Source organism: Catenuloplanes sp. NPDC051500 (assembly GCF_044454585.1).
In the GTDB taxonomy this organism is placed as follows: domain Bacteria; phylum Actinomycetota; class Actinomycetes; order Mycobacteriales; family Micromonosporaceae; genus Catenuloplanes.
Window position 1 is genome coordinate 114,035 of record NZ_JBITDX010000020.1, and the last position, 13,147, is coordinate 127,181.

Annotated in this window: 11 protein-coding genes; 8 read left to right on the forward strand and 3 right to left on the reverse strand. The window is 72.4% G+C overall.

Features of this window, described 5'->3' with window-relative positions; translation table 11 throughout:
• Positions 1–83: 83 nt before the first annotated feature.
• Positions 84–443, forward strand: coding sequence for an excalibur calcium-binding domain-containing protein (locus ACIA8K_RS31845; protein WP_396065952.1), 360 nt, complete (start codon positions 84–86; stop codon positions 441–443).
• An 85-nt stretch (positions 444–528) separates the two neighbouring features.
• On the opposite strand, the gene ACIA8K_RS31850 is transcribed toward ACIA8K_RS31845, so the two are convergent.
• Complete coding sequence (locus tag ACIA8K_RS31850; protein ID WP_396065954.1) at positions 529–1,335, reverse strand: alpha/beta fold hydrolase; 807 nt, start codon at positions 1,333–1,335, stop codon at positions 529–531.
• A gap of 91 nt (positions 1,336–1,426) precedes the next feature.
• On the opposite strand from ACIA8K_RS31850, the gene ACIA8K_RS31855 reads away from it, so the two are divergent.
• The gene (locus tag ACIA8K_RS31855; RefSeq protein WP_396065956.1) at positions 1,427–3,424 is read left to right on the forward strand and encodes a LuxR C-terminal-related transcriptional regulator; all 1,998 of its coding nucleotides are present in this window, start codon (positions 1,427–1,429) and stop codon (positions 3,422–3,424) included.
• A gap of 18 nt (positions 3,425–3,442) precedes the next feature.
• Complete coding sequence (locus ACIA8K_RS31860; protein ID WP_396065958.1) at positions 3,443–4,027, forward strand: helix-turn-helix domain-containing protein; 585 nt, start codon at positions 3,443–3,445, stop codon at positions 4,025–4,027.
• Positions 4,028–4,151: 124 nt separating this feature from the next.
• On the opposite strand, the gene ACIA8K_RS31865 is transcribed toward ACIA8K_RS31860, so the two are convergent.
• Positions 4,152–5,369 carry an MFS transporter gene (locus ACIA8K_RS31865; protein ID WP_396065960.1) on the reverse strand — a complete coding sequence of 406 codons (1,218 nt, stop codon included), beginning with the start codon at positions 5,367–5,369 and terminating at the stop codon, positions 4,152–4,154.
• Positions 5,370–5,537: 168 nt separating this feature from the next.
• On the opposite strand from ACIA8K_RS31865, the gene zwf reads away from it, so the two are divergent.
• Both zwf and ACIA8K_RS31875 read left to right on the forward strand, forming a co-directional pair.
• On the forward strand, positions 5,538–7,040 hold the full coding sequence (gene zwf / locus ACIA8K_RS31870; protein WP_396065962.1) for a glucose-6-phosphate dehydrogenase: 1,503 nt from the start codon (positions 5,538–5,540) through the stop codon (positions 7,038–7,040).
• A gap of 114 nt (positions 7,041–7,154) precedes the next feature.
• Positions 7,155–7,664, forward strand: a complete 510-nt coding sequence (locus ACIA8K_RS31875) for a hypothetical protein (RefSeq protein ID WP_396065964.1) — start codon at positions 7,155–7,157, stop codon at positions 7,662–7,664.
• Between the two features lie 8 nt (positions 7,665–7,672).
• On the opposite strand, the gene ACIA8K_RS31880 is transcribed toward ACIA8K_RS31875, so the two are convergent.
• Complete coding sequence (locus ACIA8K_RS31880; protein ID WP_396065966.1) at positions 7,673–9,664, reverse strand: acyltransferase family protein; 1,992 nt, start codon at positions 9,662–9,664, stop codon at positions 7,673–7,675.
• Between the two features lie 161 nt (positions 9,665–9,825).
• On the opposite strand from ACIA8K_RS31880, the gene ACIA8K_RS31885 reads away from it, so the two are divergent.
• From ACIA8K_RS31885 to ACIA8K_RS31895, 3 genes are read left to right on the forward strand one after another with little or no spacing between them, the layout of a single operon-like run.
• The gene (locus ACIA8K_RS31885; protein ID WP_396065968.1) at positions 9,826–11,067 is read left to right on the forward strand and encodes an MFS transporter; all 1,242 of its coding nucleotides are present in this window, start codon (positions 9,826–9,828) and stop codon (positions 11,065–11,067) included.
• Between the two features lie 47 nt (positions 11,068–11,114).
• Positions 11,115–12,434 carry a sensor histidine kinase gene (locus tag ACIA8K_RS31890; protein WP_396065970.1) on the forward strand — a complete coding sequence of 440 codons (1,320 nt, stop codon included), beginning with the start codon at positions 11,115–11,117 and terminating at the stop codon, positions 12,432–12,434.
• Complete coding sequence (locus ACIA8K_RS31895) at positions 12,431–13,099, forward strand: response regulator transcription factor (protein ID WP_396065972.1); 669 nt, start codon at positions 12,431–12,433, stop codon at positions 13,097–13,099. The genes ACIA8K_RS31890 and ACIA8K_RS31895 overlap by 4 nt, the downstream gene beginning before the upstream one ends.
• Positions 13,100–13,147 lie beyond the last annotated feature (48 nt).

Consider the following 13,147-nt stretch of genomic DNA (forward strand, 5'->3'; position numbering starts at 1 on the left):
GGAATCGTTGCGCCGCGCGGGGTTCCCGTACCCGTCAAGATCTCGGTGATTGTTATTCGGATCGTCGACGGGGGAATGTCGTCATGTCACGCACACTGAGGAACACGCTGTTCACGACGCTTGCCGCACCGCTGCTGCTGCTCGCGGCTCCGCTCTCGCAGCCCGCCACGGCCGCGCCGGCCGGAGCCTTCGCGAGCCCGGTCGTGGCCACCGCGGATCTGGCCGCCGTGGCCGCCAAGCCGGTGGAGCCGACCGCGACGTCCTTCGCCAACTGCACGGAACTGCGCGAGGTCTACCCGCACGGAGTCGCCAAGCGCTACGCCGTCGACAAGGTCAAGGGCAACACCAAGCCGGTCCACAACTTCACTGTCGCCCCCAAGGTCTACGCCCTCAACAAGCGCCTCGACCGCGACCAGGACAAGATCGCCTGCGAGAAGCGCTGACAGGTCCGGCTCGGCGCCTAGCGTCGGGTGAGGCCTGTACACCTTGTTCAGGTGCGCCTCGACCGGCCCGCGGTGGGCCGGGCCGTCAGGGAATCTCAGCGGGGGTCGCGAGCGGGGACCCGTGCCGGGCGTTGAGAAAGTCCACGATGGCCCGGCTGAAGGCGGGGTCGCGGACCGCGCCGAGGTGGTCGCCGGGGATCAGGTGCTGGCGGGCCCGTGGGATTGCCGCGGCGAGCGCCTCCGGCCGGGCCGCGAACAGGTCGTCGCGGCCGCACAGGATCAAGGTTTCGGCCGTGATGGTGTCAAGCGGGATCGGGGTGTGGTGGGCGGCGGTGACCTGGGCGGCCAGCGCACGGCGGTCCGCGCCGGTGGCGTCGGCAAGCGTGCGGAACGGGAGCGCGGGCGAGGCGGCGATCGTGGTGGGGTCGTCGGCCAGGAGGACCGCGATGACCTCGGCGCGGGGGAGGACGCGGGAGTCGACGCCGCCGGACTCGGCCAGGCTCGCGGCCACGCCACCGATGATCAGACGGCGGATGCGGCGGTCGATGGTGGCGGCGATCGCGGCGACGACGCCGCCCATCGAGTAGCCGACCAGGTCGACCTCGGCCTCGCCCAAGCGGTCGATCAGGACGGAGAGGTCACGGGCCATGGTGTCCTCGCCGTAGCGGGCGGGGTCGGTGGGCTTGCCGGAGGCGCCGTGGCCGCGGGCGTCGAGCGCGATGACCCGGCGGCCGGAGGACGCGATCGCGTCGACGATGCCAGGCAGGATCCAGTTGGTACGGGCGTCGACCGCAAAACCGTGATGAAGAATCACCGGGGGTACGCCGGAGGGCTGGCCCCAGTCGTGATAGCTGATCTCGATCCCGTCGAACGACACGAATCTGTGCGGCATCCGGTCAGTGTCCGCCCCGGCCGCCTGTTTTCGCATCGGCAGAATCGCCGGGGTCTTCCCTTCTGCGTAACCTCGGGGTAACACTGTCCGGGTGGATGATGCATTGTCGGTGCAGATATCCCGAGTGTCCGGCCCGGAGCTGCGTGACGCCCTCGCCGCCCTGATAGCGACCGCCCTCGATCGCTCCCACCGCGACCCGCTGGCTGTCTCCGCCCTCGCGGCTCGCCTCGGCGAGGCTCCGCCCGGCGACGCCCCGCCCGGCGACGCCCCGCCCGGCGACGCCGTACCCGATGACACCCCGCCCGCGGACCGCGTCGGCGTTGCTCCGCGCGACGCCCCGCCCGCGGACCGCGTGTGGGACGCGCGGCGTGGGCTGGCGGAGGCGACTCGGGCGTGGGCGTCCGGCGACGCGGCACGGGCTTCGGCACTCCTGCGGCGGCTCGACCCGGCGACGCTGTCCGCGGAGACCGCCGCCGCGGCGCGTCTGCTGACCGGCGAGATCACGCTGCGCACAGGCGGGCCGGGCGACGCTGTGACAAGCATGTTCGAGGCCGCGGACCTGCTCGCCGCCCGCCCGCGGGCCGAGACACCGGGCGCGGGCGCCGGCAGAGCTGCGGATTCACGCTGGCCCGAGGCGGACGCGCTGGTCAGGGTCGGTGAGGCGATCTGTTTCCTGGGTGACCACCTCCGCTACGACGGGGTGACCCGCCGCGCCGTTCGGCTCGGTCTCGTCCGGGGCGGAAACCCGCCCGGTGAGGCCACCGCGGACCCGGCCGACGACCGGCGGCGTGGCGGCCCGGTCGGCGCTTGTGGCGAGACGGGGGCGCTGACCGCGCAGATCGAAGGGTTCGGTGCGCTCTTCGAGGGGCGGTATCCGCGGGCCGTGTCCACGCTCCGCCGCGTCGTCACGGCGGCGGAGAGCGGCAGGCCGCAGCCGGACCTGCTTGAGGTGAGCAGGCGGGCCGCCGGTGGGCTGGACCCGGGCAGGCCCGCGATGCGCGACCTCGGGCCTCCCGGCCCGGAGCTGGCCAGGTCCGAGGCGAACAGGCTGGTCAGGGGGAGTGCGGCGGCGCTGGCCTGCGGGGATGACGGTGCGGCGTTGCGGCTGGCGGCCCGGGCGGAGGCGGTGGCGCGGGCGGCCGGGGAGGCTTCGGTCGTACCCCGGGCGCTGGAGTTGAAAAGCTCTGCCGAGCTGTGGCGTGGGGCGCATGACGCGGCCGAGAGCACCGCGCTGGCCGGGGCACGGGCGGCCGTCGAGGCGGGCCAGCCGAATGAGGCGGACAACCACCTGGCCATGGTGGCGCTGCTGGCCGCGTTGCGCGGGGATCGGGCCGCGTGCCGGTGGCGGCTGGCGCAGTTGAGCGGCGGGTACGGGCGGCCGCGGGCGTTGGGGCGGTGGGCGCTGGCGCTGCTCGATCTGCAGGCCGGCCGGCCGTTGGAGGCGGCGGCGCGGATCGGCGGGATCGCGGACGTCCTGGCCGGCCGCGGACACGCGCTTGTGCAGGTGATGGCCGCGCCGGACCTGGTGGAGGCGGCGGTGCTGGCGGGGGAGCCGGGGATGGCGGGGACGGTGCTGACCGCGTTCGACAGGTGGGCGGCGAGCACCGGGGAGCCGTTGCGCCTGGCGCTTTCCGCACGGTGTCACGCGCTGCTGGCACGACGGGGGAGCGCGGCGGCGGAGGCGGGGTTCCGGGAGGCGGTGCGCCTGCATCTGGCGGGGGAGAGCGAGTTCGAGCGGGCGCGTACCCAGCTGCTGTTCGGTCGTGATCTTCGGCGTCGGAGGCGGCCGGGGCAGGCGCGGGAGCAGGTCGGGGCGGCGCTTGACGCGTTCGAGCGGTGCGGCGCGCGGCCGTGGGCGGAGCAGGCGCGCGCCGAGCTGCGGGTGTGCGGTGGTGACCCGCGGGCGGTCCCGGCGCCGCTCACCGCGCAGCAGTTGCAGATCGCCCGGCTGGTGGCGGACGGCGCGACGAACCGGGAGGTCGCGGCGCGCCTGTTCCTCAGCACCCGGACCGTCGACCATCACATGCGCAACATCTTCCACCGGCTCGGGATCAGCTCGCGGACCGCGCTCGCCAAGATGATCACGTGAGGTTGGCAGACTTGCCGCATGGACGAGGAACTTGGCAGGACGCTCGACGCGGTCGGGCCCCGGCTGCGCGCGCTGCGCAAACAGCGGAAGGTGACGCTCGCGGCGCTCGCGGCCGCCACCGGCATCTCGGTGAGCACGCTGTCCCGCCTCGAGTCCGGCGACCGCCGTCCCGCGCTCGAACAGCTGCTGCCGCTGGCCCGCGCGCACGGCGTCACGCTCGACGACCTGGTCGGCGCGCCGCAGACAGGCGATCCGCGGGTGCATCTGCGGCCGGTGAGCCACCACGGCATGACTGTGCTGCCGCTGAGCCGGCGGGCGGGCGGCATCCAGGCGTTCAAGATGGTCATCCCGGCCGGCGGAAGCCGGCGCACCCCAGACCTGAAGACCCACGAGGGGTACGAGTGGCTCTACGTCCTCGACGGCCGCCTCCGTGCCGTCCTCGGCGAGCATGATCTGATCCTGGCAGCCGGCGAGGCCGCCGAGTTCGACACGCGCGTCCCGCACTGGTTCGGCGCGGCAGACGCCGACCCGGTGGAGTTCCTGAGCCTCTTCGGCAGCCAGGGCGAACGCGCCCACCTCCGCGCCCGCCCGAAGTCCGGCTGACCTTCCGCTCAGCTCTCCCGCAGTCCTGCTGATAACCCCAAGATCGGCGAGGGGGTACGGCCTTCTGGCGAGGTCGCTGCTGGTGCTGCGCGTGGGCCTCTAACCTGGTGCTGCGCGTGGGCCTCTAACCGCCGCCCGTCGCGACCGTCGGCTGGCGCCGGGGGACGAAGCGCCACAGCGTGCCGACTGCGGCCACCCCCACGCCGGCCATGGTCAGCACCGCGACCGGCAGTGAGAAGCCGGCGATGAGCGCGCTGATCAGCAGCGGCCCGCCGCCGTTGCCGAGGTCTGCGACCAGCCGCCAGGCGCCGAGGAACTGGGCGCGGCCGGTGTCCGGGGAGGCGTCGGCGCCCAGGGTCATGACGATGCCGGCGGAGAGGCCGTTGCCGAGGCCCATCAGCATCGCGACAAGCGTGAGCGTCCAGGCACCGGACGCGAGCGGGAGCAGCGCGTGCGCGACGGTAAGCGTGGACATGGACGGGAGGGCGACGGCGCGTCGGCCGAAGCGGTCCATGATCGCGCCGCCGGGGTAGAAGAGGAGCATGTCGACGCCGCCGGAGATGCCGACGATCAGGGCCAGCGTGGTGGGGGACAGGCCGAGGTGGGTGCCCCAGAGAGGGATTGCGGTCTGCCGGGAGGCGCGCATCACGGAGATCATCAGCGCGCCCGTGCCGACCGTGCCGAGCGCGCGCCGGTGCTGCCGGACCACGTCGAAGAGGCGGGCTGGCGGGCCGGCGGCGGCCCGGTCGTGGGAGGTGGGCGGGAGCAGGAAGAGCAGGCCGGCCGCGGCGAGGACGGCGACGACGTAGACCCAGTACGCGCCGGCCGTACCCAGGAAGATCATGGCTCCGGCTCCGGCTCCGGCGAACGGGCCGATGAACGCGCCGATGCGGCTCACCCCGCCGAGCGTGGAGAGTGCGCGGGCGCGCATCGCGACCGGGACCGCGTCCGTGACGTAGGCCTGGCGTGCGACGCCCCAGAGCGCGGCCGCGAGTCCGATGACGAAGACGGCGGCGCCGAGCGCCCAGACCGTGTGCGCGTAGATCGCGACGAGCAGCGCGGGAACGATGACGGCGGTGGCGAGCAGCATGGCGGCGCGTTCGCCGAAGCGGGCGATCAGCGAGCCGGCCGGGAGTGCGCCGGTCACCTGGCCGAGTCCGATCAGGCCCATCATCAGGCCGCCGACGCTCAGTGAGGCGCCGAGTTCGACCGCGCGGACCGCGACGACGGGCAGGATGGACGCGTGCCCAAGTGTGTACACGGTAGCCGGAAGGTAGACGGTGAGCCCGAGTTTCCGCAGGACTGAGGCGGCGCTGGCGCCGGATTGTCCAAGATCACCCATGTCTTTAACCTATCCGTCCCCCGAACCGCATTCACATTGGGAAGACTTGAACCGGATGCGCCCCGGTACACGTGACAACGGGGGTGTCAGTGATCATGCCCGGCTCGGTCCGGCCTCAGGCCGGCCCGACACAATGTCGTGTGTACCGCATCAACCGTGGAGGTCTTGATGACTGACGAACTGCCGGCCCCGGAAACCGTGTTCCCCGAGGATCATCGCCGCGCGCCCGCCGGCGTGCTGGTGATCTTCGGTGCCTCCGGTGACCTGACCGCCCGCAAGCTCGGCCCCGCGGTCGAGAACCTGGCCCGCCACAAGCGCCTCCCGTCGCAGTTCGCGGTGGTCGGCGTGGCCCGCTCGCCGATGTCCGACGAGGATTTCCGCAGCCGGATGACCGGCGGGCAGTCGGTCTTCCCGGATCTTAACGACGGCTTCCGGTACGTGTCCGGGCCCTACGACGACCCGGAGACGTACCGGCGGCTCCGTGAGCTTCTGGACACGCTCGACGCGGAGCGCGGCACCTCCGGGAACCGCCTGTTCTACCTGGCCACACCGCCGGAGGCGTTCCCGCTTGTGGTCAACGGGCTCAAGGACGCCGGGCTCAACGAGCCGCGGCCGGGCTCGTTCTCCCGCATCATGATCGAGAAGCCGTACGGGAACGACCTCGAATCGGCCCGCGAGCTCGACGGCACCGTCCACAACGCGTTCGACGAGTCGCAGGTCTTCCGGATCGACCACTACCTCGGCAAGGACACAGTCCAGAACCTGCTCGCGCTCCGGTTCGCCAACGCGATCTTCGAGCCGATCTGGAACCGCACCTGGGTCGACCACGTGCAGATCACCGTTGCGGAGACGCTCGGCGTCGGCACCCGCGGCAGCTTCTACGAGACGGCCGGCGCCACCCGCGACATCCTGCAGAACCACGTGCTGCAGGTGCTCGCGCTCGCGCTGATGGAGCCGCCGGCCTCGTTCGACGCGGAGAACGTGCGCAACGAGAAGGTCAAGCTGCTGCAGGCGATCCGGCTGCCCACCAACCGGGACATCTCCCGGATCGCGGTGCGCGGCCAGTACACGCGCGGCGGCACCGAGGCGGACCTGATGCCCGGCTACCGGGACGAGAAGGGCGTCAACCCGCTCAGCCGGACCGAGACGTTCGCGGCGCTGCGGCTCGACGTCGACAACTGGCGGTGGGCGGGCGTGCCGTTCTACATCCGCACCGGCAAGCGCCTTCCGAAGCGCGTCACCGAGGTGATGCTGCAGTTCCAGCGGCCGCCGCACCTGCCGATCCCGGTCGGCCAGGCCAAGGATCTCGCGCCTGACGCGCTGATCCTGCGCATCCAGCCGGACGAGGGCATCACGCTCCGGTTCGGCGCCAAGGTGCCGGGTCACGACTTCCGGGTCCGGTCCGCCACCATGGACTTCTCCTACGGCAGCTCGTTCAAGGAGGAGTCGCCGGAGGCCTACGAGCGGCTGCTGCTTGATGCGCTGAAGGGCGACCCGACGCTGTTCATCCGCTCCGACGAGGTCGAGCAGTGCTGGCGGATCGTCGACCCGATCCTGCAGACCTGGGCAGACGACCGCAGCCCGGTGCCGCTCTACGAGGCCGCGTCCTGGGGCCCGACCGAGGCGGACCGGCTGCTGGAGCGGGATGGGCGTTCCTGGCACCACAGCTGACCGTTCCGCACGAGAGAACCCCCGGCGCCCTGAGGGCCGGGGGTTTTTCGCGTCGAGTGACCACCGTGGTGGGATGTGCGCGACATCCATCCCGGACATCTCGGAGGGAACGACATGTGGTTCGAGAACCTGCGGCGCAACCCGGTCCTGCTCGACTTCGCCGAGCGCGCCGGCTGGTCCGCCGGTCAGGTCTTCTTCGCGACGCTGCTTGCCGGCGGCACGTCCGCGTCGGTGGCGAACCTGCCCTGGAAGTACGCGGTCACCGTCTCGTTCAGCGCCGCGCTCGCGTCGATCCTGCTCACGGCGTTGCAGTACTTGACGCGTACCACGAATCTCTCGTTCTGGCCCGACGTGTTCGTGCGCCTGGGCAAGACGTTCCTCGCCTCGCTGCTGGCCTCGATAGCGGCGGCCGGTGTGTTCAACGTGGTCGAGTTCGACTGGACGACCGCGCTGAACGTGGCGTTCGTGACCACGCTCACCGCGCTCGGCAAGGGGCTGCTGGCCCGCGGCAACGAGCCGGCGCCGGTGGCCGGCGGCCCGGAGTCGACAGCCGCCCCGGCGGAGGCCTCCAGCCCGTCGACGCTGTCCGCGAAGGTCTACCGGCGCGCGACCAGGCGCCGGTAGACCCGGTGCTACCCGGCCGCGGCGGTGGACACCGCCGCGGCCAGGTACGGTCCAAGCGTCCTGCTGTACGTCCCGGTGATGTGCCCGACCGTGTCCCGGTAGGTGATCACGTTGCCGATGACGGCCGGGCAGACCGTGTCGTCGCAGAAGTGTGCCCGCAGGTCCACCACCTCGACGCCCGGCACAAGCGTGGCCGCCTTGAGCATCGCGTCCGTCTCCTTGTACGCCTCCGCGACAGGCGTCCCGCAGTCGTTGTCGAGCACGGAGAACGTCACCCGCCGCACGCAGTCGAGCGTCTTCTGCGGCACGCCCGGGTTGTCCGCCACCACGATGATCTTCGTGCCGCGCGCGGCGACCGGGCGCCAGGCGGCGGCGTACATGTCCGACACCCAGTCCTTGTCCGGCGCGGTCTTCTGCCGGGCGGCCGTGACGATCACGAAGTCGTACTTCGGCCCGGTCTCCAGCCGCTGCTGGATGTCGTGCATCGTCGCGTCGCAGGTGCTGCCGGTGCCGGTCCGCATCCACTGGCAGCCCCAGCCGACGTAGCTGTCCAGCTTCCAGTCGTGGGCCGCCAGCTGGGGCTGCAGGCCGGGGAGCAGCATCGCGGCGTGGCTGTCGCCGAGTAGCGCGACCGAGGTGCCGCCGGTGCCGAACGAGCAGGACTTCAGCGGCTGGCCCTCAGCGATCCAGCAGTCGAACGCGCCGGCGGTGTCGTTCGCCATGTCGGCGACCGCGGGCAGCACGAAGTCGCCCTGCACCGGCGCGCAGCCGGTCGCCGCGTCCCGTACCGCCGCGCCGAGGCACCTGTTGTCGACCGCGGACGGCGTGGCCTCCGCGGGCGTGCTGTCCCGCCCCGGCGCGAACACCGCCACCGGCACGGTCAGCCCGAGCAGGATCACGGCCATCACCAGCACCGGCCGGTACGAGCCGGCGCGGGGCCGCCGCCACGACATGCGCCGCAGCGGGTCCTCCACGCCGTGGTAGCCGAGCACGGACAGGCCCAGGATCAGCACGGCCGCGACCGCGTAGTAGGCCGGGCCGTCCGTGGGCAGCACCGTGGCCAGCAGCACGATGACCGGGAAGTGCCACAGGTAGAGCGAGTAGGAGATGTCGCCGACGTAGGTACTGACCCGGTTGGTCAGCGGCCACAGGTGACGCTGCTCGCCGCCCGCACCCGCGGCCAGCACAAGCGCGGTGGCAAGCACCGGAAGCAGCGCCCAGGGGGCCGGGAAGCCGGGCGACTGCGGCACCACGAAGAGCGCGACGGCGATGCCGCCCAGACCCAGCCAGGCCAGGGTGGTACGCCACGCGGCCGACCTGATCGCAAGCGTGTTGCCGAGCACCGCGATCAGCGCGCCGATGCCCAGTTCCCACGCCCGGGAGAAGGTGGAGAAGTACGCCATCGCGGGCGAGTGCGCGGTCTCCCAGAGCGCCCAGCCCAGCGACGTCAGCGTGATCACGCCGATCGCCGCGCCGGCAGCGGTGCGGGCCAGCCGCGCGTTGCGGCGCAGGAGCAGCAGCAGGCCGAGCATCAGCCACGGCCAGGCGACGTAGAACTGCTCCTCGACCGCGAGCGACCAGAAGTGCTGCACCGCGGACGGCGGCAGGCCCTCCTGGAAGTAGTCGGTGCCCTCGGCCGCGAACCGCCAGTTCGCCGCGAAGACAAGCGAGGCGCCGACGTCAGTGGTCAGCCGGCCGAACCGGTCCGCGTCGAGGAGTGGGTACGCCACCGCCACGGTCGCGGCCAGCACCAGCACGGACGCCGGGATGATGCGCTTGATGCGGCGCACGTAGAAGTCGCGGAAGGAGATGGTCCCGGTGCGTGTGTACTCACGTAGCAGCAGCCCGGTGATCAGGTAGCCCGAGATGACGAAGAAGACGTCGACGCCGACGAACCCGCCGGTCGGCCAGTGTGCCAGGTGATCCGCGATGACCGCGAGCACGGCGACGGCCCTCAGGCCCTGCACGTCCGGCCGGAAGCCGGACCGCTGTCCGTTCACTTGTTCTCTCCCCGTGTGTGACAGGCGATTATGCCAGCGCCCGGTGTGGCGCGCGACGCCCCACCGGTGATGCGGCTCCCACCGGCTTCAGATCGCGGACGGTCATCCGGATGATGGAGTTCGGTGGCCCGTGCCGGGCCGGAGACTCGGGGGTGGATGTGATGACGGCCGTGCTGTCGCGACGCGGTGAGGCGGTGGCGACGGTGGCGCTGGCCGCGATCGCGTTCATCGTGGTCACCGGCGAGACGCTGCCGATCGGGCTGATCGCGGAGGTGGCGGACGGCATCGGCGCCTCGGAGAGCCGGGTCGGGCTGACCGTCAGCTGGTACGCGCTGATCGCCGCCGCGTCCGCGGTGCCGCTGACCCGCTGGACGTCCCGGATCGACCGCCGGCAGGTGCTTCTCGCCAGCGCGGCCGTGTTCGGCGCCGGGCACCTGGTGGCCGCGTTCGCGCAGGACGTGGCAGTGCTTGGCGTCGGTCGTGGGCTGGCCGCGCTCGGGCACGGCGTCTACTTCGCGGTGGCCGCGCCCGCGGCGATGCGCCTGGCCAGGCCGGAGGCGCGGGGCCGGGCCGGCGCGCGGGTGATGGTCGGCGGCTCGATGGCGCTCGTGGTCGGCACCCCACTGGCCACGCTGCTCGGCCAGCTGACCAGCTGGCGGGTGGCGATGCTCGCCGTGGGCGTGGTGGCGGTCGCGCTCGGCGTGCTCGTCGCGCGGCTGCTGCCCCCGCTGAGCGGTGCGGAGGTGCGGGGCGGCGGCGGCAGCGTGCTCTCCACCGTGCGGCTGCCCGGCGTACTGCCGATCCTCGGTGTGGTGCTCTTCGCCGTCACCGGACACTTCACGCTTTATACGTACATCGCGCCCTATGTCGGGGAGCGGTTCGGCGTCAGCGGCACCGGCCTGACCGTCCTGCTGCTTGTCTACGGCGCGGCCGCGGTGGTCGGCAGCACGCTCGCCGGCGGCGTCGCGGACAGGAATCCGATCGCAGGGGTACGGGTGGCGGCCGCCGCGTTCACTGTCTCGCTCGCCGGTCTGTGGGTCGCCGGTACGCGTGAGTTCGCTGTCGCCGGTCTCCCGCTGATCGTGCTCTGGGGCGGCGCGTTCTCCGTGCTCAACGTGTGTGTCGCGCTGGCCGTGCTGCGCCGCGCGCTCGGCCCGCGCGCCGAGACCGCGAACGCGATCACCGGCATCGTCTTCCAGATCGGCATCGTGACCGGCTCCGCGCTCGGCGCCGCCGCCAACTCGGCAGGCCTGCTCGCCGCCGTGCCGCTGCTCACGGCCGTGGGTGGGGTGCTGGTCCTGGTCGTCGTCAGCCTCCGCGGCACCGCGTTCGCGCCTGCGGAGGTCACGCCGATCGCGCACCTGGACAGCGCGCGGGTAGGGGTAGACCTACCCCGGGTGTAGCCGCAGGACTGTTCTGCGGCGCGGCGCGGGCGCATAGCGTTTCCGCCATGACCGAGAACGCGCTGTCCGTGATGCGGCGGCGGAACTACCTGCTCACAGCGTGGCCCTGGCGGTCGCTGCTGTACCTTCTCACCACGCTGGTGACCGCCACGCTGGCGTCTCCGCTTGCCGTCCCGCTGATCCCGGTGGTCGCGCTGATCGCGATGCTTACCGGTGACCGGACCGCGCAGCCCGGCGTGCTGATCGTCGTGCTCGGCTTCCTGCTCTGCTGCTACGCGGCCGGGGCGCCCTTGCTGGCGCTGCCGCTCGCGGCCGTGGAGCGTCACCGGCTGCGGCTGATCCGCACCGGGCCGGTCCGGTCGGGGCACCGGAGCCCGCCGGCTACCGGGCCGTGGTCGTGGCTGACCACCCGCTACACCGAGGTCGCGACCTGGCGGGAGGCGCTCTACGGCACGCTGCTCGCCGCGGTCGGGTCGTTCGCAAGCCTGGTCGGGCTCCTCTGGGTGGGGCTCGCGGTAGGGATGGTGGCAGCCCCGCTCGTGGTCTCCGAGGAGGAGCCGATCACGATCGTCTTCGGTGAGGTGAGCACGAGCGGCGGCGCGGTGCCGTACGCGCTTGTGGGCCTGGTCCTGCTGGTCGGCTCCCCGTACGTGGTAGGTGTGATCGCCGGTCTGCACGGGCTGGCCGCGGCCGCGCTGCTGCACGATCCGCCCGCCGACGCCCGCCTGCACACCGAGCTTGTGGAGGTGTCCCGGTCCCGGGCCCGGCTGGTCGACGGCTTCGAGGCGGAGCGGCGGCGGATCGAGCGCGACCTGCACGACGGCGCCCAGCAGCGGCTGGTCAGCCTGACGCTTCAACTCGGGCTCGCGAAGCTCGACGTGCCGGCCGACTCGCCGGCCGCGGGCTCGGTGGCGAAGGCGCACGAGGAGGCGAAACGGCTGATGGCGGAGCTGCGCGACCTGATCGCCGGCATCCACCCGCAGGTGCTCACGGACCTGGGCCTGCCCGCCGCGCTTCGCGAGCTCGCGGACCGGACCGGGCTGCCGGTGACGGTACGCAGCGATCTGGGCGAGCGGCCGGCCGCGCACGTGGAGAGCACCGCGTACTTCGTAGTCGCGGAGGCGCTCACCAACGCGGTCCGGCACGGCAACGCCACCGCGGTCTGGGTGACCGCGATCCGGGAGAACGGGCTGCTGGTGATCGAGGTGACGGACGACGGGCAGGGTGGCGCGAATCCGGACAAGGGTTCCGGCCTGACCGGGCTCGCGGACCGGGCCGCGGTGGCGAGCGGCAGAATGCTGCTGTCCAGCCCGGCCGGTGGCCCGACCGTGGTCCGCGTCGAGCTGCCCTGGGTGCGTGCGTCATGACGGTACGGGTGGTGCTCGCCGAGGACGGCGTGCTGCTCAGGGAAGGGCTCACCGGGCTGCTGGACCGCTTCGGGCTGCCTGTGGTCGCGTCCGTCGGGGACGCGCCCGCGCTCATCGACGCGGTCGCGGAGCACGCGCCGGACCTGGTGGTGACCGACATCCGGATGCCGCCGCAGATGTCCGACGACGGTCTCCGTGCCGCGCTGGAACTGCGGCGGATCACGCCGGGCCTGCCGGTGGTGGCGCTGAGCCAGTACGTGGAGCGCTCCTACGCGTCCGCGCTTCTCGACTCGGACGGCGGGCGCGGCGTCGGATACCTGCTCAAGGACCGGGTCGCGGACGTGGAGGAGTTCGTAAGCGTGCTGCGGGGGGTAGCGGCCGGCGACACCGTGATCGACCCGAGCGTGGTGAAGCAGCTGCTCAGACGCCCGCCCGCGGACCCGGTGGCGAAGCTGTCCGCCCGCGAACGGGAGGTGCTGGCGTCGATGGCCACCGGGCTGTCAAACGCGGCGATCGCGCGGGCGCTGCACGTCTCGGAGGCCGCGGTCGGCAAGCACGTCGGCAACATCCTGGCCAAGCTGGGACTCCCGCCGGACGACGAGTCGAACCGCCGGGTGCTCGCGGTGCTTGCCTATCTGCGAAGGCCATCGACGAGCTTGACTTAAACCGTGTGAGCGCTAACACTGTCTCCCACATGCCTCGCCGACACATCG

Bases quoted from the DNA above. Each gene is read 5' to 3' on its own strand.
- ACIA8K_RS31845 (WP_396065952.1), top strand. From the start codon at position 84: ATGTCACGCACACTGAGGAACACGCTGTTCACGACGCTTGCCGCACCG.
- ACIA8K_RS31850 (WP_396065954.1), bottom strand. From the start codon at position 1,335: ATGCCGCACAGATTCGTGTCGTTCGACGGGATCGAGATCAGCTATCAC.
- ACIA8K_RS31860 (WP_396065958.1), top strand. From the start codon at position 3,443: ATGGACGAGGAACTTGGCAGGACGCTCGACGCGGTCGGGCCCCGGCTG.
- ACIA8K_RS31865 (WP_396065960.1), bottom strand. From the start codon at position 5,369: ATGGGTGATCTTGGACAATCCGGCGCCAGCGCCGCCTCAGTCCTGCGG.
- zwf (WP_396065962.1), top strand. From the start codon at position 5,538: ATGACTGACGAACTGCCGGCCCCGGAAACCGTGTTCCCCGAGGATCAT.
- ACIA8K_RS31875 (WP_396065964.1), top strand. From the start codon at position 7,155: ATGTGGTTCGAGAACCTGCGGCGCAACCCGGTCCTGCTCGACTTCGCC.
- ACIA8K_RS31885 (WP_396065968.1), top strand. From the start codon at position 9,826: ATGACGGCCGTGCTGTCGCGACGCGGTGAGGCGGTGGCGACGGTGGCG.
- ACIA8K_RS31890 (WP_396065970.1), top strand. From the start codon at position 11,115: ATGACCGAGAACGCGCTGTCCGTGATGCGGCGGCGGAACTACCTGCTC.
- ACIA8K_RS31895 (WP_396065972.1), top strand. From the start codon at position 12,431: ATGACGGTACGGGTGGTGCTCGCCGAGGACGGCGTGCTGCTCAGGGAA.